This is a genomic window from Denitratisoma sp. (assembly GCA_032027165.1).
Classification (GTDB): Bacteria; Pseudomonadota; Gammaproteobacteria; order Burkholderiales; family Rhodocyclaceae; genus Desulfobacillus.
In genome coordinates this window covers 231,624-256,799 of record JAVSMO010000001.1, presented here as the reverse complement: position 1 = coordinate 256,799, position 25,176 = coordinate 231,624, and the positions used below count along the sequence as shown (strand labels likewise).

The following is a 25,176-nucleotide window of genomic DNA, read 5'->3' as shown; positions in this document are numbered from 1 at the left end:
GTTTGATTTGCGTCAAGCTTCCCTTGAATACGGGATTGAGTCTTTCAATCTTCACATAGGGAAATTGAGACGAGAATCAGCGCGTTGTTGATTAGAATCCGTTTCTGTTCTTCAACAAGAATTTCCGTTTCCGGGAGGCTCGATGTCAGCATCCATCGCTACCAGCCAGACGATCCTCGTCGTGGGCGGCGGCATCTCCGGCATGACGGCGGCGCTCGAAGCCGCCGAGTGCGGCCAGCAGGTCATCCTCGCCGAGAAGCTGCCGACGCTCGGCGGGCGCACGGCGCTGCTCTACCGCTACTTTCCCAAGATGTGCCACCCCACCTGCGGCCTCGAGATCAACCTGAAGCGCCTGCGCGGCAACCCCAACGTGCGCGTCATGACCATGACCGAGGTGGCGGCGGTCGGCGGCACGCGCGGCGACTACACCGTCACCCTCAAGGTCAAGCCGCGCTACGTGAATGAGAACTGCACCGCCTGCGGCGACTGCGGCAGCGCGGTGTCGGCGGAGATCCCCAACCCGGCCAACTACGGCCTGGACAGGATCAAGGCCGCCTACCTGCCGCACGGCATGGCCTACCCGCAGCGTTACGTCATCGATCCCTCCATCGTCGGCACGCCCGAGGGCGAGAAGGCCAAGGCCGCCTGCAAGGTCGGCGCGGTCGACCTCGGCATGCAGGAGGAAACCGTCGAGCTGAAGGTCGGCAGCGTGATCTGGGCCACCGGCTGGCGGCCCTACGACGCGGCGAAGATACAGCCCTACGGCTACGGCCGCATCCCCAACGTCGTCACCAGCCTCGAGTTCGAGCGCATGGCCGATCCGCACGGCCCCACCGGCGGCAAACTGCTGCGCGCCGACGGCAAGGAGGCGAAGAACGTCGCCTTCATCCAGTGCGCCGGCTCGCGCGACGAGAACCACCTGCGCCACTGCTCGCGCATCTGCTGCATGGCCTCGCTCAAGCAGACCCACTACGTGCGCGAGGCCTGCGGCGACGAGGGAAAATCCACGATCTACTACATCGACATCCGCGCCATCGACCGCTTCGAGGACTTCTACCAGAGCGTGCAGAACGACCCGACGGTCACCTTCGTCAAGTCGAAGGTGGCGCGCATCGCCTTGAACGAAGAAACCGGCAACCCGGTCCTGCACGGCGTCGACACCGAGGGCTACCACCGCTACGCCACCGAGCACGACCTCGTCGTGCTGGCCGTCGGCATGGAGCCGGAGGTCACCGGTGTCAAGCTGCCCGAGGACATCGTTCTCGACTCGTCCAACTTCATCGAAGGCTCGAAGAGCGGCGGCATGTTCGGCGCCGGCAGCGCCGCCAGCCCGCTCGACGTCAACCGCTCGGTGCAGAGCGCCACGGCGGCCAGCCTGAAGGCGATTCAAGTGATCCACAAAACCGCATCCACGGAGGCAGCATGAACGCCCCCGCTACTCCCAAGTACGCCGCCTACGTCTGCTCCGGCTGCGGCATCGGCGACAAGCTCGACGTGCCGACGCTGGAGAAGATCGCCCAGAAAGAGGGCAAGATGACGGTGGTGAAGAGCCACCCCTTCCTCTGCAACGCCGAAGGCGTGCAGATGATCCGCGACGACATCGCCAACGACGGCGTCACGCACCTGTGCATCGCCGCCTGCTCTCGCCGCGCCAAGGCCGAGGCCTTCAGCTTCCCAGAAGCCGCCGTCTCGCGCGCCAACCTGCGCGAAGGCGTCATCTGGGTCGTCGCCGAGGGTTCCGAGCACGACGAGGTGCGCCAGGAAATGGCCGAGGACTACGTACGCATGGGCTGCGCCGAGGTCAAGAAGATGAAAGTGCCGGGCGGCAACGTCAAGGAAGCCTCGAGCAAGAAGATCCTCGTCGTCGGCGGCGGCATGTCCGGCATGACGGCGGCGCTGGCCGCGGCCGAGGCCGGCTACGAGGTCGCGCTGGTCGAGAAGTCCGGGGCGCTGGGCGGCTTCGCCAGCAATCTGTGGAAGCGCGTGCCCTTCGCCGCGCCCTATGCAGAGGCCCAGCCGGTCGGCGCGGCGGAACTGGCGGCGAAGGTCTCCGCCAACCCGAAGATCAAGGTGCACCTGAATTCCACCATCGCCGAAACCAGCGGCGCGCCGGGCCGCTTCGCCGTGAAGATCGCGCAGGAATCCGGCAGCGTCGCCGAGGAACTCTGCGGCGCGATCGTCCAGGCCACCGGTTTCACGCCCTATGACATCAATAAGCTGCCGGAACTCGGCGGCGGCCAGCCCAACGTGGTCGACCAGGCCGGGCTGGAAGCATTGGCGCGCGCCGCCGACGGCGGGCCGATCAAGCGCGCCGACGGCAAGGAAGTGAAGTCCGTCGTCTTCGTGCAGTGCGCCGGCCAGCGCGACACGAGCGGCCAGCACCTGCCCTACTGCTCGGGCCACTGCTGCGCCACCAGCATCAAGCAGGCGACCTACTTCAAGGACCAGAACCCCGAGATCGACACCGTGGTCATGTACCAGGACCTGCGCGTGCCGGGCATGGGCGAGGACTTCTACCGCAGCGCGCAGGACAAGGGCGTCGTCTTCACCAAGGGCCAGGCCAACAAGGTGTCCGGCGGCGACGGCTGCAAGGTCGACTTCAAGGACCTCATCCTGAATGAAGACGCGAGCATCGACGCCGACCTCGTCGTGCTCGCCACCGGCCAGGTGCCGAACGCCGGCGTGAACCTCGACGAGTGGACCGCCACCGTCACCGCCGCCGAGAGCGGCGACGAGGCGGCGAAGATCAAGAAGGGCGAACTGCAGAAGATCTCCGTGCTCAACCTGAACTACCGGCAGGGCCCGGACATGCCGCAGTTCAAGTACGGCTTCGCCGACTCTCACTTCATCTGCTTCCCGTATGAAACCCGCCGCACCGGCGTCTATGCCGCCGGCCCGACGCGCCGTCCGATGGACATGCTGCAGGCCACCGAGGACGCCACCGGCGCCGCGCTGAAGGCGATCCAGGCCGTCGAGAACGCCGCCCGCGGCCGCGCCGCCCATCCGCGCGCCTGGGACCTGTCCTACCCGATCGCGCGCCTCGAGGGCTGCACCCAGTGCAAGCGTTGCACGGTGGAATGCCCCTTCGGCGCCATCGACGAGGACGAGAAGCGCTTCCCGAAGTTCAACGAGGAGCGCTGCCGCCGCTGCGGCACCTGCATGGGCGCCTGCCCGGTGCGCGTCATCTCCTTCGAAAACTACTCCTGCGACACCGTCGGCATGCAGATCAAGGCGGTTAACATCCCCGACGAGTTCGAGGAGAAGCCGCGCATCCTGATCCTCGCCTGCGAGAACGACGCCTACCCGGCCCTCGACATGGCCGGCATCCAGCGCCTGACCTATTCGGCCTTCGTGCGGGCGATCCCGGTGCGCTGCCTCGGCTCGGTGAACACCATCTGGATCACCGACGCGCTCAACTCCGGCTACGACGGCGTGATGATGATGGGCTGCAAGAAGGGCGACGACTACCAGTGCCACTTCGTCAAGGGCTCGGAGATGGCCTACTACCGGATGAGCAAGATCGACGACACGCTGAAGCAGCTCGGCCTCGAGACCGAGCGCGTGCAGACGCTGGAGGTGGCGATCACCGACAATGCCCGCGTGGTGAAGCTGATCAACGAGTACGTCGATCAAATCAAAGAGATTGGTTTGTCACCGATGAAGGGCTTCGGCTGAGGAGCGCATGATAATGACCACCGCGAACCAAACCGCCATCGCGAAATACAAGAACAGCTTCCTCAAGGAAGTCGAGGCCAACGTCGAGGAAGGCCACTGGGTGCGCATGTGCATGCAATGCGGCGTCTGCGCCGGCTCCTGCCCGCTCGGAAACGCCTGGGCGCATCCGCCGCAGGAAATCTTCATGATGATCCGCGCCGGCAAGCGCGAGGAAGTGCTCTCCTCCGACTCGATGTGGATGTGCACCTCCTGCTACAACTGCATCGTGCGCTGCCCGCGCAAGCTGCCGATCACCCACATCATGCACGGCCTGGCCAACTACGCCCACCGCCTCGGCATCGCGCCGAAGGGCCAGCCGACGCGCGAGACGGCGACGCTGTTCTGGAACAACCTGATCAAGAAGGGCCGCGTGAACGAGCTGACCTTCTCGCTGGCCCTCTACTTCAAGGACGGCTTCGTGCAGGGCATCAAGAATGCCCTCAACATGCAGGCGGTCGGCCTCGGCCTGGTCAAGGCCAAGCGCCTCAACCCGATGGAGATCCTCGGCGGCCACGGCGTCAAGGACCAGGCCGGCTTCAAGGCCATGATCGAGAAGGCGCGCCAGATCGAAGACCGCAAGAAGGGCTTCGCCAAGTAGGCCCCGACGGAGAAAGCAAATGGCAAAGAAAGAATACGCGTTCTACCCCGGCTGCTCCTCGCAGTCGAAGGCCTCGGCCTCGAATTACCTGACGTCGGTGAACGCCATGTGCGACAAGCTCGACGTCAAGATCACCGAAATCCCCGACTGGAACTGCTGCGGCGCCTCGATCGGCTACGCCGAGGGCGGCGAACTGCCGCGCCTGGCGCTGTCGGCGCGCAACTTCGCCCTGGCCGAAACGCACATGCCGGGCAAGGAGATGGTCGCCACCTGCGCCGCCTGCTGGCTCGCCCAGCGCGAGGTGAAGGAACGCCTCGACCACAGCGAAGTCCTGCTCAAGGAAACCAACGAGGCGCTGGCCGCCGCCGGCCTGCAGTACCAGGGCACGACGCCGATACGCCACATGGTCGAGGTGCTGATCGAGGACCTCGGCTACGACGCCCTCAAGCAGCCGGTGGTGAAGCCGCTGGAAGGCATCAAGTTCGCCGGCTACGTCGGCTGCCAGACCAACCGCCCCTTCGGCATCGCCGGCGAATCCTTCGAGAACCCGGTGTACCTCGACAAGCTGGTCGAGACCGTCGGCGGCGAGGCCGTGCCCTACGACCAGAAGGTCACCTGCTGCGGCGGCGCGCTCGCCTTCTCCGAGCCGGAGAAGTCGCAAAAGCAGATCCGCGACATCGTCGAGTCGGCCTACGACCACGGCGCCGAGATGATCGTCACGCCCTGCCCGCTGTGCCAGGCCAATGTCGAGATCTACCAGAGCGAGATCAACAAGAAGCAGGGCACGAAGTTCAGCATGCCGGTGCTCTACTACTCCCAGCTGATGACCGTCGCCTACGGCGGCAGCGCCAAGGAAGCCGGCCTCGACGGCCAGCTGATCAAGGCGACGAAGCTGGAAGAGATCGCGAAGAAGTAGCCGCGGGAAAAGTCAGGCCGCACGGCACGGCGAGGCGGGGGCCTCGCCGTTTGCTTTTATCGGTACCGTTCCGCGCAGCCCATCACCTGCCGGTTGGCCTCGAAGCGCAGGCACTCGCGCGCATCTTCCCCGGCCCGGGAACGCATCGGCCGCGAGGCCGCCGCGGACCCGGCGTCGGCCGCCGACGCAGGCTTCCCGGCGCGCTTGGCCGTGAGCAGCTTTTCGAGGCCGGCACCGAGGCGCTCCGAGCCGCTGCGGATTTCCTCGACCAGGGCATCGAACATCAGCCCCAGCACGAACTGGGTGCTGGGCTTCTCGTGCAGGCGGGCGTATTCGGCCAGATCGGTATCGCTCACGTCGCGATAGGCGTAGGCCAGGGAAAAACGCACGGCGTTGCGGATATTGTCTGCCGCGGCCGCGCGCTGCTGCTCGATCGCCTTGTCGACATCGGCGGCCTGCTTCGCATCGGCGCCGGAAAAACCGCGCGCCATGCCCCTCACGGTGGCGAACATGGACTCGGTGGCCAGTTCGCTGGCACGGCCGGCCATGTCGATGCGCTCGACCAGCTTCACCCGCATCGGCGCCAGCGGCTTCGCCTTCAGTCCGGCCATGAACGCCGCGAGTTCCTCCTGCTTCGGCTGCAGCTTCTCCAGCTCAGTCATGCGCTTTGCCAGCGGCATGGAACTGTCGGCGAGGAATTCCCGGAAACGCTGCGCCTCGAACCCCTTCTTCAGGGCGGCCGTCACGCGCTGCCGGAAGCCCTGCGCGGGGAAGGCTTCCCGCGTCAGCCGCTCCAGTTCGGCCAGGTCGCCCGGCGAGAGCTTGCCGCTCTTGTCCTGCTTGCCAGCCTGGCGCATGCCGGCCAGCATCTGCTCCGGCAACTGGTTCAGCATATGGTCCATGCCCGTCACCCGCAGGATCTCCTCGATCGTCTTGTCCTGGTTGGGCGCGGCAGGCGCTGCAGCCGACTTGGCAGCCTTGGGCGGCGGAGGTGGTGGCGGGGGCGGCTCGTTGAAGTATTGCCAGGCAAACCAGCCGCCGGCCGCCAGCAGAACGGCCACAGCCACCATCAACAGGGTCTTGCCCGGTGTTTTCCGATCTGCCATGACGCCCCCTCCCGTTCGGTTGTCGCGCCCATCGTGCCACCGAACGGCAGAGGGCTCAAGCCGCCGGGCCGGGAAAGCGCCGGCTAGATCGACCGGCTGGCCGCCTCGAAGGCGGCGGCCAGCTCATCGTAGCTGCGCGTGACGGGGAACTGCGGAAACTCGTCGATGACGTTCTGCGGCGGACGGAAGAGGATGCCGGCGTCGGCCGCGGCCAGCATGGCGGTATCGTTGTAGGAATCGCCGGCGGCGATGACCTTGAAGTTGATCGACTTGAAGGCCTTCACCGACTCGCGCTTCTGCTCGGGCATGCGCAGGGTGTAGTCGCGCACGAAACCCTTCGCATCGACCTCCAGCTTGTGGCACATCAGCGTCGGATAGCCGAGTTGGCGCATCAGCGGCATGGCGAACTCGTAGAAGGTGTCCGACAGGATGATCACCTGGAAGCGCTCGCGCAGCCAGTCGAGGAACTCGGGCGCGCCCGGAAGCGGGCCCATTTCGGCGATGACCTTCTGGATGTCGGGCAGGCCGAGCTTGTGCTGCTCGAGAATGGCCAGGCGCCCCTTCATCAGCCTGTCGTAGTCCGGCTCGTCGCGCGTCGTGCGCGACAGTTCGGGGATGTTCGTCCGCTTCGAGAACTCGATCCAGATTTCGGGAATCAGAACGCCTTCGAGATCCAAACACGCAAGCTGCACTTACTCACTCCTGGTCGTCATGCCGCCGGCCCGGCAGCCGGCACAAAGGTTCGGCATTTTAGCCGAATTCATCGGCCTTCACCGCCCGGCGTCGCGCGCCGAAGCCCATCGGTAGTAATATCGAATCCGGAAATTTCCGAACCGCAACGATGACACCCTCGCCGCAGCGCCAACTGTCCGGCCAATGGCTGGCCATCGCCTTCCTGCTCCTCGCCGCCGGCATCGGCGCCCTCTGGTACTCGGCCGTCTCCGCCTACGAGGCGGCCGTGCTGCGCGAGCGCGGCCGAGAGCTGCAGGCCACGGCCGAACTGAAGATCGAGTTCATCCGCTTCTGGCTGGATGAACGGCGCAGCGATGCCCTCGTGCAAAGCAACCGGCCGCTCCTGGCCATCGCCGCGACGGGAAAAGGCGCTGACGCATGGGCGTATGGGCCGGACGCCCTGCCGAATCAGCTCGAGCAGATCCGCAAGGAATACGGCTACGAGGCGGTCCTGCTGCTGGATCGCCAGGGCAATCGCCTATTCGGCGTCGGCAAGATCGGCGAGGATGCATTGGCGGCAGCGGCAAAGGCGGCCCGAACCGCCATGGAAGCAGGACAAACCGCCATCTCCCGTGCCTACCACAGCGAGGCCGGCAAGCAGCACCACATCGACATCGACATCGCTGCGCCCGTGGCCGACAGCCGGCGGCCTGGCGCGCCGATCGTCGGCGCGCTGGTGTTCCACCTCGATCCGAAAGCCCATCTCGACCCTTTCCTGCGCCGCTGGCCGTCGCCCAGCGAGAGCGGGGAAACCTTCCTGGTCGAGCGCACCAACGGCGAGATCACTTACCTGAGTTCGCTCCGACATGCCGAAGCGGAGAAGCTAAAAAGGCATACCGGGGAATCCAGTCTGCCGGCAGCCGTGGCGGCCCGCGGCGGCCATGGCATTACCGAAGGCATCGATTACCGCGGCGTGCCGGTGCTGGCGGCCGTCGGCCAGGTGCCGGACATGCCCTGGTTCGTCGTCTCCAAGCTCGATCGGGAAGAGATTCTCGCTCCGGTGCGGCGTGAAGCATTGTGGTCCGGCACGCTGGCGTCGCTGCTGGTGATGGCGCTGGGCCTGGCCATGCTCGCCTGGTACCGGCGCGGACAAAGCGAACTGGCCCTGACCCAGCAGGAATCCACCAAGGCGGCACTGGCCGCCAGCGAGGCGCGCTTCCGAAGGCTGATCGAGAATGCCTGGGACTTGCTCGTGCTCTTCGACCGCGACATGCGCATCGTCTACGCCAGCCCCTCGGTCGAGCAGCAGCTGGGGAGCAGGCTGACGGGAGAGAGCATCGCCAGCGGAACGGCGCTGGTGCACCCGGAAGATGTCGGCCGTGTCGAGGCGGCCCGTGTCAATGCCCTCGCCCATCCCGGTTTGCCCCAGCGGTTCGAGCACCGTGTCAGGGGCCGCTACGACCACTGGATGCTCGTCGAGGCCAATTTCACCAACCATTTCGGCGATCCGGACATCGGCGCCCTGACCTACACCGGGCGCGACGTCAGCGAACGCAAGTGGGCCGAGCAGGCCCTGCGCGACAGCGAGGAGCGCTACCGCTTCCTCTTCAAGCTCTCGCCCGACGCCGTCTTCGTGCACTGGAACAACATCGTCCTCTACACCAACGACGCCGCCGTGCGCCTGTTCCGCGCGGAATCGGAACGCGACCTGGTCGGCCGCGACTGGCACGATCTGGTCGCCCCGACGGACAGGGCGAATACCGAACGGCGCGCCGCCAGCCTTGCACTGGGAGAGGTGCCGTTCCTGCAGCCGGCGGAAATGCACTACCGCGCGCTCGACGGGCAGGTCATCGAGGTCGAAGCGGCCGGCGCACGCATCGTCGTCGACGGCAAGCCGGCGATCATGTCGGTGGTGCGCGACATTTCCGAGCGCAAGCGGGCCGAGGCGGAACTGAAGCAAAGCGAGAAACGCTACCGCTTCCTCTTCGAGAGCAGCCCGCTGCCGATGTGGGTGTTCGACGTCGACACCCTCGCCTTCATCGAGGTCAACGGCACCGCCGTCGCCCAATACGGCTACACGCGCGAGGAGTTTCTCGCCATGACCCTGTGCGACATCCGCCCGCCGGAGGAAGTGGCCGAATTCGAAAGGATGGTGAAGGCCAAGGTCAGGCCGCAAGGGCGCACGTGGACGCACAGGCGCAAGGACGGCAGCCTGCTCAAGGCGGCGATCTGGTTCCAGGACGTGGAATTTCTCGGCCGCCCGGCGCGCATGATCCTGGCCGAGGACGTCACCGCGCGCGTCGAGGCCGAGCAGGCCCTGGCGGAGAGCGAGGCGCGCCTGCGCGCCATCTTCGACAGCGCCCCGGTCGGCATCGCCATCGCCGACGCCGGCGGGCGCTACCTGATGGTCAACCGCGCCCAGTGCGAGATGCTGGGCTACAGCGAGGCGGAACTGCTGCAACGGAGCTTCGCCGACATCACACATGCCGAAGACGTGCCGGCGAACCTGGCGCTCAGTGTGCGCTTGCGCAGTGGGGAGATCGGCGTCGGTTCACTGGAAAAGCGCTACGTGCGCAAGGACGGCTCGGTCTTCTGGGTACTGCTGACCATCGGCCTGGTGCGCACTGCTTCGGGCGAGGTGATCGGCAGCGTCGGCGTGGCGCAGGACGTCACCGAACGGCGCGAAGCCGAGGCGAGGCGCCTGGAATACGCCCGCCAGCAGCGCGACACCCTGGTGCGCGAAGTGCACCACCGCATCAAGAACCACCTGCAGGGCCTCGCCGGGCTGCTGCGGCAGCACATTCATGAACAACCCGGGCTCGAGTCCGTGCTGCAGAACTTCGCCGCACAGATCAACGCCATCTCCATCGTGCACGGCCTGCAAGGGCGCGCCGAAACGGGCGACGCCAGCCTGCGCAGCCTGGCAGCGGAAATCACCGCCTTCCTCGGCGGCATCACGGGCGCTCCCATCGGCCTGAACTGCCCCGACCGCGCCTGCAGGTGGGCCGTCGCCGAAGCGGAGGCGGTGCCCGTGGCGCTCATCCTCAACGAACTGCTGACGAATGCCCTGCGCCACGGCAAGGACAGGACGCAGGTCTCACTCGACATCCGCTGCGATGGAGACAGGGCGCAACTGATCATCAAAAACCCGGGACGTCTCGACACCAGCCTGGATTTCGCCGGCGGCAAGGGGCTCGGCACGGGGTTGAACCTGGTCCGCTCCCTCCTGCCGCCCACGGGGGCCGCCCTCAGTCTTGAAAACGCGGAAGACGGCTGGGTCGAGACGCGGCTGGATCTGGGCCCGCCGGTGCTGCTGCCGCTGGCCGAGCCTCAGGTGGTCAGCCTGCGGTAGATGTCGGCCACCTTCAGCGGCAGTTTCTTCGCGTCGTCGAGCACCGTGTAGCGCGCCGGGCCGTAGAGGCGCGGCAGGTAGTCGGCGCCGTGGCGGTCGATGGTGACGCAGTAGCTGCGCACGCCGCGCTCGTGCGCCTCCTGCAGCGCGCGACGCGTGTCCTCGATGCCGTAGTGGCCGCGGTACTCGTCGCCGAAGTCGTCCGGCCGGCCGTCGGAGAGCGTCACCAGCAGCTTGTGCCGCGCCGGCTGCGCTTCCAGCAATTGCGTGAGATGGCGGATGGCCACGCCCATGCGCGTGTAGTCCTTCGCCTCGATGGCGGCGATGCGTGCGCGCACCGCCGCGTCGTAGGCTTCGTCGAAGCGCTTCACCGGATAGATGTCGCAGCGCGTGCGCGTCCAGCCGGAAAAGCCGTAGATGGCGTAGGCGTCGCCGAGCGTCTCCAGCGCCTCGCACAGCATCACCAGCGACTCACGCTCGGCGTCGTTCACCCAGCCCTTGGTCGAGCCGCTCATGTCCACCATGAACATCGCCGCCAGCGAACGCTCGTTGCGGATGCGGCGGCTGTACAGCCGCGCTTCCGGCTCGGTGCCGGCGGCGCGGTCGCCGGCCGCCTCGACCAGGGCGTCGACATCGATCTCCTCGCCTTCGGGCTGGCGGCCGAGCAGGCGGTCCTCGCCGCGCAGCAGCTCGAAGCGCCGGCGGATCTGGCGGATCGGCGCCGCATTGCGCAGACTGACTTTTGCCACGTAGTCCGGATCGCCCGGTGCCAGGTCGATCTCGAAAAGATGGCACCAGCCGCGGCGGTAGGCGCGGCGGCGATAGTCCCACTCGTCGTAGCGACGGTGGGGCTCGCGGTGGCTGGTGAGGGCATCCTCGCCGCCGCTCTCGCACTCTTCACGTTCGGTCGGCTGCCAGGCGCCGGGGCCGGCCGGCACCAGGCATTCCGGCGGCAGTTCGTCCAGGTCCTGCAGCAGCGACTGCGCTGCCGCCTGCGCCTCGGGCGGCAGCGCGATGGCTTCGCCGTCGAGGCGGAATTCGAGCTTGCCGCCTTCGAGATTCACCGTCGGCGCCTGCTTGCCGGCGCCCTGGCGGCCGCCGAAGCCTTTCAGGGTGGACAGCGCCTTGCGCACGACCTCGGCCTCGCGCGCGATGCGCGCCGCGCGCACGCGCAGCGCGGCCGCGAGGTCGATCGCGCCGGCATGCGGCAGCGAGGGCGGCTCCGCCTCGCCGGCCATGCATTCGTCGAGAAAAGTCAGTGTCTGCGACACGGCGGCATCGGGGCGGCCGAGCCGTTCGACGGCCGCGCGCAATTCCTCCGGCCAGGGCCCGCGCAGCGCGGCGATCTCGGCGGCGAGGCCGGGCAGTTCCTCACCCAGCACCGCCTCGAGGCGCACCGCCTCCAGCGCGGCGAACCAGCGCAGCGCCCGCTCGCGCTCGGGCCAGCGCGCGAACGCCGCCTCGATGTCCACCGCCGCCGTGCCGAAGGTGCCATGGCGCGTCTGCGCCCACAGCAGCGCCGCCGTCGCCTTGTAGAGGCGGCGGTTGCCATCCTGCGTCGGCAGCGACGCCAGTTGCGCCGGCAGGAAGACGGTCTCGGTGTCGGTGTGGGCGACCGCTCCCGCCGCGAGTGCCAGCGGCCGGCCGGCCAGGCCCTGCAGGAAGCGCCCCAGGCGCGTCTCGATATCGGCGAGAGACGCCGCTGCGGGCGCGTTCTCGCGCAGCGCGCAAAAACCGTCGAGGTCGCGCAGCAAGGCCATCGCCGCCTGACCGCCCTGGCGGTCGTAGGCGTCCAGACCGGCCAGCACCCAGGCCTCGAAGCCCGCGGCATCCAGCCGTTCGAGCGCGTGCGGCGCCAGCGCGGCGACCTGATAGCCGATCTCGGCATACGACTGGGCGGCGACGCCGACCCAGTGCAGCACGCGCTCCTGTTCTTCGCGCTTGAGTCGCTCGAGGCCGTCGGCAATGCCCTTCGCCGAACGGTGCGAGGTGGAGGCGAAGAGCAGCTCGTCGAGGCGCTGCTCGAGTTCGTCGGAGAAAAGCTTTCTAGAAGACGGCGTGGACGAGGTCATCCAGCGTCCCCGTCATCTCGGGATCGTCGCTCAGCGCCCGCGCGACCGCCGCGGTGCAGGCCGCCGCCGGTTCGACGCCGTCGGCGATGAGCTGGGCGGCGTGCACCAGCAGGCGCGTGCTGGCGCCCTCGTCGAGACCGGCGCCCTTCAGGTTGCGCGTCAGTTCGGCCAGCTTGACCAGGCGGCGGGCCGTCCCGGCGTCGACGCCGCCTTCGGTGGCGACGATGCCGGCCTCGACGGCGGCCTCGGGGTAGTCGAATTCCAGCGCGACAAAGCGCTGGCGCGTGGACGGCTTGATCTCCTTCAGCACGCTCTGGTAGCCGGGGTTGTAGGAGATCACCAGCATGAAGTCGTCCGGCGCGGCGAGCAGTTCGCCGCGCTTGTCGATGGCCAGCAGGCGGCGGTTGTCGGCCAGCGGATGGATCACAACCGTGGTGTCCTTGCGCGCCTCGACAATCTCGTCGAGATAGCAGATGGCGCCGGCGCGCACCGCGGCGGCCAGCGGGCCGTCCACCCACACCGTCTCGTTGCCGACGATGAGGTAGCGGCCGACGAGGTCGGCGGTGGTGAGGTCGTCGTGGCAGGCCACGGTGACCAGCGGCCTCTTCAGCCTCCAGGCCATGTATTCGACGAAACGCGTCTTGCCGCAGCCGGTCGGCCCCTTCAGCAGCACCGGCAGGCGGCGGCGATGGGCGGATTCGAAGAGGGCCACCTCGTCATGGATGGCCTGGTAGTACGGCTCGGTCTCGATCCGCGCCAGGGTGGGAGCGATGCCGCGGGTACCGAGCGCCTCGCTCAATCGTCGAACCCCTCGTCGCGGGGATCCTCTTCGCGCGCCAGCTTCTCGGCGGCCTCGCGCTCGGCCTGCTGCGCCTTCGCCCGCGCCTGCTCGCGACGCTTCTCCGCCGCCTCCTTGTGCAGGCTGATCGAATCCTCGCCGAACAGCACCTGGCGCAGGAAGCGGTAGCCGAACTGCAGAAGCCGCTGCTCGGCCTCCAGCGTGTCGCCCAGCATGGCCTGGCGCTCGGCCGGCGGCACGTCGTAGAGGTCGTTGAAGGGGCCGGAATCGACGAAGGCGCGGAAGGTGTCGATGTCGTAGCAGGTCATGAAGAACAGCTGGCGGCTCTTCACCGAGGGCTTGCCCACCGTCGGGCCCGAGGACATCTTCTTCAGCACCAGCTGGCGCCAGCCGCGGCCCTGCTCGTCGTATTCCGGCAGGCCCTGCTCGGCGCGGTATTCGTCGATGGTGAGGCTGCGCGGCTCGTTGTGGCCGAGGCAATGCGCCTCCTTCACCAGGGCGTAGGAATGCGTGTCGGTGTATTCGTCCTGCTTGCGCATGGACAGCAGCGCCACCGGGTAGTAGCGGCAGGCGGTCGGGCGATCCTCGTAGACGCTGCAGCCCTCCGGCGTCATGAACTGGCAGGCGCTGCCGCCGCTGACCGGCTTCAGCTTGATGCCGGCGATGCCGTCCTTCTCCAGCTCGTAGGGCACGGCGTACTGCTGCAGGAACTGCGCCGAGGCGAGTCCCAGCCGCCGCTTCAGGCGCAGGATGTCGTAGGGCGTCAGCGAGATGTCGATGTTGCTGCAGCAGGCATTCCAGCAGGCGATGCCCTTGCGGCACTGGAACTGGATGGTCTTGCCGCCATCCACCATCTCCGGCACGACCGGGCTCTCGGGGAAGGGCAGGTCCTTCGCCATGTAGGTGTCCATGCTCATGTCTCTTGCTCTTTCACTGGCTTGATTTCCCGAATCATAGTCCGGGACCTTGCGATTCACCAACCCGCACGACAGCAGGGGGAATGCGGGGCTGGAAAGCAAACCGGGCGCCTTGCGGCGCCCGGTTGCATTTCCGACAACCTGCGGACGGCTTAGTGCGCGGCCGCCTTGAACAGCTTCGACTTGTCCACCAGGTCGACGTGCTTGCGCTTGAAGCAGGTCCACTTCTTGGTGTTCTTGTCATAGACGGAGTTCACGAAGCAGTGCCAGTTCTGCTCATCGACGAAGTTCTTGTCGGTGCGGTAGTAGAAGCCGGGGTAGCGGCTCTCCTCGCGGAACTGGATGTGCTTCATGTGCGCTTCGGCGGTCAGGATGCGGTGGTAGTTCTCCCAGGCCCGCAGCAGCTCGTGCAGGTCCTTGGCGCGCATCTTCTGGGCGTCTTCCTTGAGCATCTCCAGCTTGCCTTCGGCCACGGCCAGCATCTTGTCGTTGGTGTTGTAGTAGGTGGCGACACCGGCGACATACTCGTCCATGATCTTCTGCAGGCGGAACTGCAGCATCTTCGGCGTGATGTACATCGGGTTCACGTCGATGGCGGTGCTGTAGTCCTTGTGCTCGAGGAAGTTGCGCACCGGCTTGTAGATCTCCTCGGCGAGGACGGCGGGATCGGTGTCCAGCTCGACCTTCCAGTCCTTGTTGTCGAGGGCGTACTTGACCATGGCCTTGGAGGCGAGGCGGCCTTCGGTGTGCGAACCGGAGGAGAACTTGTGGCCCGAGGCGCCGACGCCGTCGCCGGCGGTGAACAGGCCCTTGACCGTGGTCATCGAGCGGTAGCCCCAGTTCCAGCCCTTCGGCAGGTGCTCGGGCACGCCCGGCAGTTCCTCGGTGGTCGGCGCGCCAACGTCGGTCGGGCCGGACACCCAGATGCCGCAGCAGCCGGAGTGCGAGCCGAGCAGGTAGGGCTCGGTCGGCATCAGCTCGGACATGGTCTTCTCGGGCTCGATGTTCTCGCCGACCCAGATGCCGCACTGGCCGATGCACATGTCGAGGAAGTCTTCCCAGGCTTCCGCTTCGAGGTGCTTCACTTCCTTCGGCGTCAGGGTCTCGCGCAGCTTGGCCAGCGCGGTGACGGTGTCCATGTAGATCGGGCCGCGGCCTTCCTTCATCTCTTTCAGCATGAGGTGGTTGCGCAGGCAGGAGGCGGGAACGGCGGCCTGACCGTAGGGCGGGTAGTCGTTCAGCATCTCCTTGTTCTTGACCATGTAGTCTTCGCCGTAGGCGTTGGTCGCCTTGGCCTTGAAGAGCAGGAACCAGGCGCCGACCGGGCCGTAGCCGTCCTTGAAGCGGGCCGGCACGAAGCGGTTTTCCATCATCGTCAGCTCGGCACCGGCTTCGGCAGCCATGGCGTAGGTCGAGCCGGCGTTCCACACCGGGTACCAGGCGCGGCCCGTGCCCTCGCCCACCGAACGCGGACGGAACAGGTTCACGCAGCCGCCGGCGGCCAGCAGGATGGCCTTGGCCTTGTACACGTAGATCTTGTTCTCGCGCACCGAGAAGCCGACCGCGCCGGCGACGCGCGACGGGTCGTTCTTGTCGTTCACCAGCTTGACGATGAAGACGCGCTCCTGGATGCGGTCGAGGCCGAGGGCCTTCTTGGCGGCTTCGGCGACGATCCACTTGTAGGATTCGCCGTTGATCATGATCTGCCACTTGCCCGAACGCACCGGCTTGCCGCCGTCCTTCAGGGCGGGCAGGCCTTCGCGCTGCGACTCGGCGCCGTCGTGGCGCACGCCGTCGGCGTCGGTCTTCCAGATCGGCAGGCCCCATTCCTCGAAGAGGTGCACGGAGTCGTCGACGTTGCGGCCGAGGTCGTAGGCCAGGTCGTCGCGGGTGATGCCCATCAGGTCGTTGGAGACCATGCGGGCGTAGTCGGCCGGGTCCTGCTCGGGGCCGATGTAGGTGTTGATGGCGGACAGGCCCTGGGCCACGGCGCCGGAGCGGTCCATGGCGGCCTTGTCGACCAGCTTGATCTTCAGTTCCTTGCCGGTCTCGGCCTTGACGGCCTCGGCCCAGCGCATGATCTCGTAGCCGGCGCCGCAGCAGGCCATGCCGCCGCCGATGAGAAGGATGTCCACTTCTTCCTGGACGATCTCGGGTTTGTCAAAAGTTCCAGACATTGCAGTCACCTTATTTCGAAAGTTGTCGGTTCGCCGCTTACTTCACGCGGATCAGTTCGTCGGCCTTGCCGCCGCGGTAGCCGCCCATGACGTCCTTGGTGAAGACGCCCGGCTTGTCGAGGTCGGCCATCTTCGGCATCGGCTTGCCGCCGTACGGGTCGATCGAGCCTTCGGCGGTGGTGCGGATCGGGAACTTGAAGCGCTTGATGGTGCCGTTGCGGAACTTGATGGTCCACATGATGGAGTCGGAACCGCGCAGGGGCTGCACCGAGCCGCCCAGCGGCACGATGTCGGCGTAGTGGCGCGCCTCGATGGCGTTCTGCGGGCAGATCTTCACGCAGGAGTAGCACTCCCAGCACTGCTCCGGCTCCTGGTTGTAGGCCTTCATGGCATGGCCGGTGTCGGAACCGTCCTTGTCCAGCTTCATCAGGTTGTGCGGGCAGATGTACATGCAGGCGGTCTTGTCCTGGCCCTTGCAGCCATCGCATTTCTCGGTACGAACAAAGGTTGGCATTTTCCTTCTCCTAAAAAACGACGCCGGCACCCTTGTGCCGGCGTGAACCAAAATCAGCGCGCCGAATGGCCGGCGAGCTTGATTTCAACTTTTTCGGTCAGTCCCGCGTAGTACGCGCGCAGGATCTCCAGCACTTCGGGACGGGAGAACTCCGGCGGCACGTCGCCGCCTTCCGAAAGCATCTTGCGCAGCTTGGTGCCCGACAGCAGCAGGCGATCCTCATCGCCGTGCGGGCAGGTGCGGGCGGAGGCCATGCCGCCGCACTTGTAGCACCAGAACGTCCAGTCGATCTTCAGCGGCTGGGTCTCCAGCGCGCCCTTCGGGATCTCGTCGAAGATGTGGTGGGCGTCGAAGGGGCCGTAGTAGCTGCCGACGCCGGCATGGTCGCGGCCGACGATCAGGTGCGAGCAGCCGTAGTTCTGGCGGAACAGCGCGTGCAGCAGCGCTTCGCGCGGGCCGGCGTAGCGCATGTCGAGCGGGTAGCCGGCCTGCACCACGGTCTTCTTGACGAAGTACTTGTCGGTCAGCGTGGCAATGGCCTCGGCGCGCACGTCGGCGGGAATGTCGCCGGGCTTGAGGTTGCCGAGCAGCGAATGGATCAGCACGCCGTCGCAGGTCTCGATGGCCACCTTGGCCAGGTACTCGTGCGAGCGGTGCATCGGGTTGCGCGTCTGGAAGGCGGCGACCTTCGACCAGCCGTAGGAGTCGAAGAGCGCCCGGGTCTGCGCCGGGGTCATGAACAACTCGCCGTACTTGGCGGGGAACTCGGCCTGCGAGAGCACCTTGACGGGACCGGCGAGGTTCACGTCGCCCTGCTCCATCACCATCTTGACGCCGGGGTGCTCCATGTCGGTGGTCTTAAAGACCATGGCGCACTCGTGCGCCTTGTCGATGGCGTACTTCTCGGTGACCTTCATGGTGGCGAGGATCTCGCCGCTGTCCGGGTCGAGCAGCGCGACGTCGCCGCCGGTCTTCAGCGAATCGGCGGTCGCCTTGTCGGTCGACAGCGTGATGGGAATCGGCCAGAACAGGCCGCTGGCCATCTTCATGCCGTCGCACACGCCCTGCCAGTCGCTGTGGGTCATGAAGCCGTCGAGCGGCGTGAAGCCGCCGATGCCCAGCATGATGATGTCGCCCTTCTCGCGAGAGCTGACCTTGATTTTCGGCAGCGTCTGGGCGCGCGCCAGTTCGGCCTTGTGCGCCTCGCCCTGCAGCAACAGGGGCTTCAGCGCGCCCCCGCCGTGCGGATTGACCAGTGCCATTGCGTCTCCTCCCTATATAGCCTTTTTCGAGTCGGAGCGAAGGCTAACACTTCCGGGAAGTGGCAATAATCGTTTTATTTTATTGTGAAATAGGGGGGGTCGATTTTTTGACCTGCATCAACCCATAAGCGATTCAAGTCGGCCTTACAGGGGCAACTTTTGCTTCGCTTCCTCCTGCTGCCGGACCCGCAGCTCGCGCAGGCGTGCATCGACCTGGGAATGCTCGAAGAAGTCGCCGTCGCCGGCCTTCTGGGCCAGCTCCAGCTGCTGGATCGCCGCCACCAGCTGGCCCCGCAGTGCGTACAGTTCGGCCTGGGCGCGATGCTGCTGCAGGCGCTTGCCGAGGGCGGCGTAGCTTTTCGCCTGCAGACCGTGCAGGGCGGCGTCGGAGGGCGTCAGCTGCAGTTCGTCGGTCGCCGTCTTCAACGCCGCCTGGGCCTGGCCGTTCGCCAGCAGCGCATCGATCTGGCCGTAGAGCAGCGCCCTGTTGCGGGGATGGCGAATGCGGGCCTCGCGATACAGCTTCAGCGCCCCGGCCATGTCGCCCTGCGCCTTCCTCACATCCGTGGCCAGGGTGTCGATCATGGGCGAGGACGCCTTGAGCCGGCGCAATTCGGCAAGCTCGCGTTCGACGGCAGGGTAGTTCCTCGCCCGCATCTGCGCCATGGCCAGTCCATAACGGGCCGAGGCCTCGGACAGATACTTGCGTTCCTGCAGCTGGGTTTCAAAATCGGTGACGGCGTCGCGCGGGTCGCCCTGGCCTGATCTCAGCTTGGCCCGCACCAGCTGGAACTCGGTCGAATCCGCCACCTGCCGGTACTGCGCCTGCAGGATCCGGTTCTCCATGTCGCTGATGCGCTCGACGGTGAGCGGGTGGGTGCGCAGGTAGCCGGGCGCGTTGTTCTCGTAGAGGCGCCCGAACTTCTGCATGCGCTCGAAGAAGCTGGCCATGCCGCGCACGTCGAAGCCGGCCCGATCGAGGGTCTGGATGCCGATGCGGTCGGCCTCGCGCTCAAAATCGCGCGTGTAGTTGAGCATGGTCTGCACGCCGGCGGCCGTGCCTGCCACGATCGCCGCCTGGCTCGCGTCGGAATTCGAGCGCGCCGCCAGGATCGCCACGGCCAGCGCCAGCCACTGCGTCACCTGGGCCTGGTTCTGCTTGCCCATCAGCCGGGCCAGGTGCTTTTGCGTAACGTGGGCGATTTCGTGCGAAAGCACGCCGGCCAGCTCGGACTCGGACTGCGCTGCAAGAATGAGGCCGCTATGCACGCCGATATAGCCGCCCGGCAGCGCAAAGGCATTCAGCGTGGCATCGCGCAGGGCAAAGAACTCGAAGCTCTGGCCCGCCTCGGGCATGGCCGCCGTGAGGCGTGCACCCAGGGAATTCAGGTAGGCGGCAATCTCGACATCGTCGATATAGGCCGGCTCCCGCAGGCGGATGTCTCGAACGATCGACTCGCCGATGCGCCTTTCCATATGGGGCGGCAGGTCCGACCGGGAGGCCTCGCCCAGTTCGGGCAAGCCCTCGGCGTAAGCGCCGGGCGCCAGGATCGCGAGAAAGGCGAAGGATGCCAGTGTTCTGAATCTCATCGCTTATATGATACCTTGGTGCACATCGGCTAGAATGGCGGCCAAAGGTAACAAAAAGTAAATTGATCAGATCGTCCCGATCAGAGAAGGTTCTCCCTTGAGTACACACGCCCTGCTGCTCGCCGAAGATTCGCCAGAGGACACCCGGCTGATCCTGAACGCCCTGCAGCCCGTCATCCCGGAAGACATGGTCGCGCTGTGCAGCGATGGCGTGGAGGCATTGGATTATCTCTTCGCCCGCAACGCCCATGCCAGGCGCAGCAGCGACGACCTGCCGGGCGTGGCGCTGATCGACCTGAACCTGCCCAAGGTGAACGGCCTGGAAGTCCTGCGCGAACTGCGCGAGCATCCGCGCACCCGGCTGCTGCCGGTAGTGATCCTGTCGGCCTCCTCCGAGCAGCGCGACGTGCGTGCTGCGGCCCTGCTCGGCGCCAACAGCTATGTGCGCAAGCCCCTGGATTACGGCCGCCTGCGCGAGACCGTCGAACTGCTCGGCCGCTACTGGACCGACCTGAACATCCCCCCGCCGCCGGCGCCCTCCGCCTGAACAGGCCGGCCATGTCCAAGCCCCTGACGCATTTCGATGCCCGCGGCCAGGCACACATGGTCGACGTGGCCGAAAAGGGCGAAACGCATCGCATCGCCCGTGCCGTCGGCACCGTCTTCATGCAACCTGCAACCCTGGCCCTCATCGAATCCGGCGACGCCAGGAAGGGCGACGTCCTCGGCGTGGCGCGCATTGCCGCCATCCAGGCGGCAAAGCGCACCTCGGACCTGATCCCCCTCTGTCATCCGGTCCCCCTGACACGGGTCGGCGTGGAGTTTTCCATCGACCGTGCGCGCGCCAGCATCACCTGCGAAGCAACGGCCGAAACCGTCGGCCGCACCGGCGTGGAAATGGAGGCGCTGACCGCGGTCAGCATCGGCCTGCTGACCATCTACGACATGTGCAAGGCCGTCGACCGTGGAATATATTTCGAAAATATACGTCTACTGGAAAAAGCCGGCGGCAAGAGCGGCCATTGGCGAGCAGGTTGATCATTGCTTTACGGTTGCAAGTATTAGCCGATACTGAAATTGGCAAGGCTTATTTTTCAATCAATACCAGTGAGTTGTCCTGCCGCGCTTTAACGGCTAGAGTCCGGACAGGTCCTTTGCGTGTCACGCTCCACAACCACAAGTTGACCGGGAACCTGTCGGCTTTGGACTGAATCTCACTGCTACATCGTCATGCCTTCCGAATCGGCAGACGAGCCAACAACATAGGAGTCACACGGATGGATGCATTGCGCAGAACCCTGCTGAAAGGGGCGGGCGCCACCGGGGCGATCGCGGCGGCCATAGCGGCCGGCGTGCTCAAGCCTTCCCAGGTGCTGGCCGCCGAATACAACCGCGCCGCCTTCGAGGCCAAGGACATGGCGGGCGCACTCAAGAACATCGGCGCCGCCAGTGCGGCCGACAGCACGGGCATCGCCATCAAGGCGCCGGATATCGCCGAAAACGGCGCCGTCGTGCCGGTCGACGTCAGCAGCAGCATTCCCAACACCATTTCGCTCGCAGTGCTGGTCGACAAGAATCCGCTGCCACTCTCCAGCGCCTTCGACTTCGCCAACGGCGCCCTGCCCGAAATGGCACTGCGACTGAAAATGGGCCAGACTTCCCTGGTCGAAGTCGTCGCCAAGACGGCGGACGGCAAGTACTACAGGGCCAAGAAGGAAGTCAAGGTCACGGTCGGCGGCTGCGGCGGCTGAGCGAATCCATCGACAAAGACTATGTGAAGGAAACGACATGGCAGATCCAATGAAAATCCGCGCCCAGATGAAGGGCGACACCGCCGAGATCCGCGTCCTCATGAGCCACCCGATGGAAACGGGTCAGCGCAAGGACAACGCCGGCAACCTGGTGCCCGCACACTACATCCAGTCGATCACCATCGATGTGGCCGGCAAGCGCGTGATCCAGGGCCAGACGGCCACCTCGGTCTCGCGCAATCCGGTGTTCGGCTTCCGCGTCAAGGGCGCAAAGGCCGGCGACAAGGTCGTCATCAACTGGGTGGACAACAAGGGCGACAAGCGCACCGACGAAGCCACCATCGCCGCCTGAGGCGGGACGGGGCAGAACAACAACCCGGGACGGCAATGACCGTCCCGGAAATGCAGCAGCACCCACAAGGAGGAAGAACCATGAAGCAGCGACTTGGCATGCTCCTCGCGGCCGCGGCATTGACGGCATCGTTCGCCGTGCACGCCCAGCAGCCCGCAAAGAAGGCCCCGCCACCGGCGAAGGCCGCCGCCCCCGCCAATAAAAGCGAGGTTTCGAAGGAATTCGAGAAATTCCGCGAAGTCCTCGAGGAGGACAACCCCGCTGAACTGTTCGAGGCCAAGGGCGAGGACATCTGGAAGAACAAGAAGGGGCCGAACGGCGCCTCGATGGCGCAATGCGATCTCGGCCTCGGCGCCGGCGTCGTCAAGGGCGCCTACGTGCACATGCCGCGCTACTTCGCCGACGTCGGCCAGGTCATGGACGCCGAGCGGCGCGTCGTGCATTGCATGATCAAGTACCTCGGCTACGACGAAGCGGACATCCGCAAGCAACCCTTCAGCAACGTCAACAAGACGCCTGACCACGTCTCCGTCATCACCTACGTTGCTGCCCAGTCGCGCAACATGAAGATTGCCGCGCCGCAGAGGCACCCGAAGGAGATCGAGGCCTACAACATCGGCAAGGAGATCTTTGCCTATCGCGCCGGTCCCTACGACTTCTCCTGCGCCTCCTGCCACGGCGAGGACGGCAAGCGCATTCGCACCCAGGACCTGCCCAACCTGAGGAAGCCCGGGGAAGCCATCCGCGCCTATCAGGGCTGGCCGGGCTACCGCATGACCGGCGGCTTCATGCTCACCCAGCAGTGGCGCATGAACGACTGCTTCCGTCAGCAGCGCTTCCCGGAGCCGAACTATCTTTCGGATTCCATCACCGCCCTGCTCGCCTACATGACCGTAACCGCCAACGGCCAGACGTACAAAGGCCCGGGCATCAAGCGTTAAGGGGACAGGAGATGAAAGCCATGAACAGAAAAATCATTGCCGGCCTCGCCGCCACCTTGGCCTGCAGCGCCGTGCTCGCCGACGACATCCGCAACTACCGCGCCGAGGCCGTCGCCATGATGAAGCGCGACTTCAAGGCGAAAGGCATCGCCACCACCGACCGCCTGCATGAGGACGGCGTCCAGGCCATCTGCAACCGCAGCGGCGACAACCCGCCCAAGGACGTCGCCGCGCGTCTCGAAAAAGACCAGCTGGAAGCCATCAAATATCCGGCCGACGGCAAGCTGATGGGCGACTGGAAGGCCGGCGAGAAGCTGGCGCAGAGCGGTCGCGGCATGACCTGGAGCGACAAGGCCGGCGTGCCCGGCGGCGGCAACTGCTACAACTGCCACCAGATCTCGCCGACCGAGATGTCCTTCGGCACCATCGGCCCGAGCCTCTACCAGTTCGGCAAGACGCGTGGCAACACCCCGGACATGCAGAAGTATGTCTACGGCAAGATCTGGAACGCCAAGGCCTTCAACCTGTGCTCGGCGATGCCGCGCTTCGGCCACGTCAATGCACTGAACGAGCAGCAGATCAAGAACCTCGTCGCCCTGCTGCTCGATCCGCAATCGCCGGTCAACAGCAAATAACAACGACCATGCTCACGGGGGCTTGGCGTTGCCAAGCCCTTTTTTTTGAGGACCCCCCGACATGTCCATGAACCGCAGAGAATTCCTGCAGATCCTCGCCGCCGCCTCCGCGGCCGGCTTCGCCCTCGACAGCCGCCAGCTTCTCGCTGCCCAGGGCGGCGAGAAGCTCTACGACCTGCCGCGCTACGGCAACGTGCATTTCCTGCACTTCACCGACTGTCACGCCCAGCTGCTGCCGATCTATTTCCGCGAGCCGAACGTCAACCTCGGCCTGGGCGGGGCGCAGGGCAAGGCGCCACACCTGGTCGGCGAGCACCTGCTCAAGGCCTTCAACATCAAGCCGAAGAGCATCGAGGCGCATGCCTTCACCTACCTCGATTTCGCCGCGGCGGCACAGACCTACGGCAAGGTCGGCGGCTTCGCCCACCTGGCCACGCTGGTGAAGCGCCTGCGCGCCTCGCGCCCGGGCGCACTGCTGCTCGACGGCGGCGACACCTGGCAGGGCTCGGCCACGGCGCTGTGGAGCCGCGGCCAGGACATGGTCGACGCCTGCAAGCTGCTCGGCGTGGATATCATGTGCCCGCATTGGGAGTTCACGCTGGGCGCCGAACGCGTCAAGGAAATCGTCGAAAAGGATTTCGCCGGTAAGGTCGAATTCCTCGCACAGAACGTCAAGACCACCGACTTCGGCGACCCGGTGTTCAAGCCCTACGTCATCCGCCGGATGAACGGCGTACCGGTGGCCATCGTCGGCCAGGCCTTTCCCTACACCCCCATCGCCCATCCGCGCCATTTCACGCCGGAATGGACCTTCGGCGTGCAGGACGAGGAAATGCAGAAGGTCGTCGCCGAGGCGCGCGGCAAGGGCGCCCAGGCGGTGGTGGTGCTCTCGCACAACGGCATGGACGTCGACCTCAAGATGGCGAGCCGCGTCACCGGCATCGATGCCATCCTCGGCGGCCACACCCACGACGGCGTGCCGGCGCCCTCGATGGTGAAGAACGCCGGCGGCCAGACGCTGGTGATGAACTCCGGCTCCAACGGCAAGTTCCTCTCGGTGCTCGACTTCGACGTCCGCGGCGGCAAGGTCCAGGGCTTCCGCTACAAGCTGCTGCCGGTGTTCGCCAACCTGCTGCCGGCCGACAAGGCCATGACCGCCTACATCGACAAGGTGCGCGCGCCGCACCGGGCGAAGCTGGAGGAGAAGCTGGCCGTCAGCGAGGGCCTGCTCTACCGCCGCGGCAACTTCAACGGCAGCTGGGACCAGCTCATCCTCGACGCCATGCTGGAGGTGAAGGGCGCGCAGATTGCCTTCTCGCCCGGCTTCCGCTGGGGCACCAGCATCCTGCCCGGCCAGGCCGTCGCCTTCGAGCATGTCATGGACCAGACGGCGATCACGTATCCCTACACGACGCTCACCGACATGAGCGGCGAGATGATCAAGAACATCCTCGAGGACGTCTGCGACAACCTGGTCAACCCCGACCCCTACAAGCAGCAGGGCGGCGACATGGTGCGCGTCGGCGGCATGAGCTATGCCTGCGATCCGAACGCCGCCATGGGCCATCGCATCCAGGACATGCGCCTGGACGGCAAGCCCATCGAGGCGAACAAGACCTACAAGGTGGCCGGCTGGGCGCCGGTGGCCGAAGGCGCCAGCGGCGAGCCGATCTGGGATGTCGTGGCGAAGTGGCTACGCGACAGGAAGGTCGTCGCGCCGCGCCAGCTCAACGCGCCGAAGCTGATCGGCATGGACGGCAATCCCGGCATCGCCTGAGAACGAAAGTAAGTCGGTTCCCGCAGGACGG

Annotated in this window: 21 protein-coding genes; 12 read left to right on the top strand and 9 right to left on the bottom strand. The window is 66.1% G+C overall.

Going from position 1 to position 25,176, the window contains the following annotated elements; translation table 11 throughout:
• Window positions 1-142: 142 nt before the first annotated feature.
• The 4 genes from ROZ00_01270 to ROZ00_01255 are packed head-to-tail and all read left to right on the top strand — an operon-like array spanning window position 143 to window position 5,228.
• Window positions 143-1,426, top strand: coding sequence for an FAD-dependent oxidoreductase (locus ROZ00_01270; protein MDT3734840.1), 1,284 nt, complete (start codon window positions 143-145; stop codon window positions 1,424-1,426).
• Complete coding sequence (locus ROZ00_01265; protein MDT3734839.1) at window positions 1,423-3,675, top strand: hydrogenase iron-sulfur subunit; 2,253 nt, start codon at window positions 1,423-1,425, stop codon at window positions 3,673-3,675. Before ROZ00_01270 ends, ROZ00_01265 begins: the two co-directional genes overlap by 4 nt.
• 13 nt (window positions 3,676-3,688) lie before the next feature.
• Window positions 3,689-4,312, top strand: coding sequence for a 4Fe-4S dicluster domain-containing protein (locus ROZ00_01260; protein MDT3734838.1), 624 nt, complete (start codon window positions 3,689-3,691; stop codon window positions 4,310-4,312).
• A gap of 19 nt (window positions 4,313-4,331) precedes the next feature.
• A complete protein-coding gene (locus tag ROZ00_01255) occupies window positions 4,332-5,228 on the top strand; it encodes a CoB--CoM heterodisulfide reductase iron-sulfur subunit B family protein (protein ID MDT3734837.1) in 897 nt (298 codons plus the stop codon).
• A gap of 56 nt (window positions 5,229-5,284) precedes the next feature.
• On the opposite strand, the gene ROZ00_01250 is transcribed toward ROZ00_01255, so the two are convergent.
• Together ROZ00_01250 and thrH are read right to left on the bottom strand one after the other, a co-directional pair.
• Window positions 5,285-6,334: a hypothetical protein gene (locus ROZ00_01250; protein MDT3734836.1), complete on the bottom strand. Its 1,050-nt coding sequence runs from the start codon at window positions 6,332-6,334 to the stop codon at window positions 5,285-5,287.
• Between the two features lie 83 nt (window positions 6,335-6,417).
• Entirely contained in the window at window positions 6,418-7,026 is a 609-nt protein-coding gene (gene thrH / locus ROZ00_01245; GenBank protein MDT3734835.1) for a bifunctional phosphoserine phosphatase/homoserine phosphotransferase ThrH, read from the bottom strand.
• A gap of 149 nt (window positions 7,027-7,175) precedes the next feature.
• Here thrH and ROZ00_01240 point away from each other — a divergent pair, with 149 nt between their 5' ends.
• Window positions 7,176-10,358 (top strand): PAS domain S-box protein, encoded by a 3,183-nt coding sequence (locus ROZ00_01240; protein MDT3734834.1) that lies wholly within the window; start codon window positions 7,176-7,178, stop codon window positions 10,356-10,358.
• Here the strand turns inward: ROZ00_01240 and ROZ00_01235 are convergent.
• From ROZ00_01235 to ROZ00_01205, 7 genes are all read right to left on the bottom strand, one after another.
• Window positions 10,337-12,430: a nitric oxide reductase activation protein gene (locus ROZ00_01235; GenBank protein ID MDT3734833.1), complete on the bottom strand. Its 2,094-nt coding sequence runs from the start codon at window positions 12,428-12,430 to the stop codon at window positions 10,337-10,339. The genes ROZ00_01240 and ROZ00_01235 overlap by 22 nt on opposite strands.
• Window positions 12,405-13,229 (bottom strand): CbbQ/NirQ/NorQ/GpvN family protein, encoded by an 825-nt coding sequence (locus tag ROZ00_01230; protein MDT3734832.1) that lies wholly within the window; start codon window positions 13,227-13,229, stop codon window positions 12,405-12,407. Before ROZ00_01230 ends, ROZ00_01235 begins: the two co-directional genes overlap by 26 nt.
• Window positions 13,226-14,146 carry a YkgJ family cysteine cluster protein gene (locus tag ROZ00_01225; GenBank protein MDT3734831.1) on the bottom strand — a complete coding sequence of 307 codons (921 nt, stop codon included), beginning with the start codon at window positions 14,144-14,146 and terminating at the stop codon, window positions 13,226-13,228. Before ROZ00_01225 ends, ROZ00_01230 begins: the two co-directional genes overlap by 4 nt.
• Window positions 14,147-14,298: 152 nt before the next feature.
• Window positions 14,299-16,323 (bottom strand): adenylyl-sulfate reductase subunit alpha, encoded by a 2,025-nt coding sequence (gene aprA, locus ROZ00_01220; GenBank protein ID MDT3734830.1) that lies wholly within the window; start codon window positions 16,321-16,323, stop codon window positions 14,299-14,301.
• A gap of 37 nt (window positions 16,324-16,360) precedes the next feature.
• A complete protein-coding gene (aprB, locus tag ROZ00_01215) occupies window positions 16,361-16,837 on the bottom strand; it encodes an adenylyl-sulfate reductase subunit beta (GenBank protein MDT3734829.1) in 477 nt (158 codons plus the stop codon).
• 53 nt (window positions 16,838-16,890) lie between these two features.
• The gene (gene sat, locus ROZ00_01210; GenBank protein MDT3734828.1) at window positions 16,891-18,099 is read right to left on the bottom strand and encodes a sulfate adenylyltransferase; all 1,209 of its coding nucleotides are present in this window, start codon (window positions 18,097-18,099) and stop codon (window positions 16,891-16,893) included.
• Window positions 18,100-18,243: 144 nt separating this feature from the next.
• Window positions 18,244-19,689 (bottom strand): M48 family metalloprotease, encoded by a 1,446-nt coding sequence (locus tag ROZ00_01205; protein MDT3734827.1) that lies wholly within the window; start codon window positions 19,687-19,689, stop codon window positions 18,244-18,246.
• A gap of 97 nt (window positions 19,690-19,786) precedes the next feature.
• Here ROZ00_01205 and ROZ00_01200 point away from each other — a divergent pair, with 97 nt between their 5' ends.
• The 7 genes from ROZ00_01200 to soxB all read left to right on the top strand — a co-directional run bounded on the left by ROZ00_01200 (window position 19,787) and on the right by soxB (window position 25,145).
• Complete coding sequence (locus ROZ00_01200; protein ID MDT3734826.1) at window positions 19,787-20,236, top strand: response regulator; 450 nt, start codon at window positions 19,787-19,789, stop codon at window positions 20,234-20,236.
• Window positions 20,237-20,247: 11 nt separating this feature from the next.
• The gene (moaC, locus tag ROZ00_01195) at window positions 20,248-20,727 is read left to right on the top strand and encodes a cyclic pyranopterin monophosphate synthase MoaC (GenBank protein MDT3734825.1); all 480 of its coding nucleotides are present in this window, start codon (window positions 20,248-20,250) and stop codon (window positions 20,725-20,727) included.
• A 239-nt stretch (window positions 20,728-20,966) separates the two neighbouring features.
• Window positions 20,967-21,440 (top strand): thiosulfate oxidation carrier protein SoxY, encoded by a 474-nt coding sequence (gene soxY / locus ROZ00_01190; GenBank protein MDT3734824.1) that lies wholly within the window; start codon window positions 20,967-20,969, stop codon window positions 21,438-21,440.
• 37 nt (window positions 21,441-21,477) lie between these two features.
• Window positions 21,478-21,792 (top strand): thiosulfate oxidation carrier complex protein SoxZ, encoded by a 315-nt coding sequence (gene soxZ, locus ROZ00_01185; GenBank protein ID MDT3734823.1) that lies wholly within the window; start codon window positions 21,478-21,480, stop codon window positions 21,790-21,792.
• An 80-nt stretch (window positions 21,793-21,872) separates the two neighbouring features.
• Window positions 21,873-22,733, top strand: a complete 861-nt coding sequence (soxA, locus tag ROZ00_01180) for a sulfur oxidation c-type cytochrome SoxA (GenBank protein MDT3734822.1) — start codon at window positions 21,873-21,875, stop codon at window positions 22,731-22,733.
• A gap of 20 nt (window positions 22,734-22,753) precedes the next feature.
• On the top strand, window positions 22,754-23,368 hold the full coding sequence (gene soxX / locus ROZ00_01175; GenBank protein ID MDT3734821.1) for a sulfur oxidation c-type cytochrome SoxX: 615 nt from the start codon (window positions 22,754-22,756) through the stop codon (window positions 23,366-23,368).
• 61 nt (window positions 23,369-23,429) lie between these two features.
• A complete protein-coding gene (gene soxB / locus ROZ00_01170) occupies window positions 23,430-25,145 on the top strand; it encodes a thiosulfohydrolase SoxB (GenBank protein ID MDT3734820.1) in 1,716 nt (571 codons plus the stop codon).
• Window positions 25,146-25,176 lie beyond the last annotated feature (31 nt).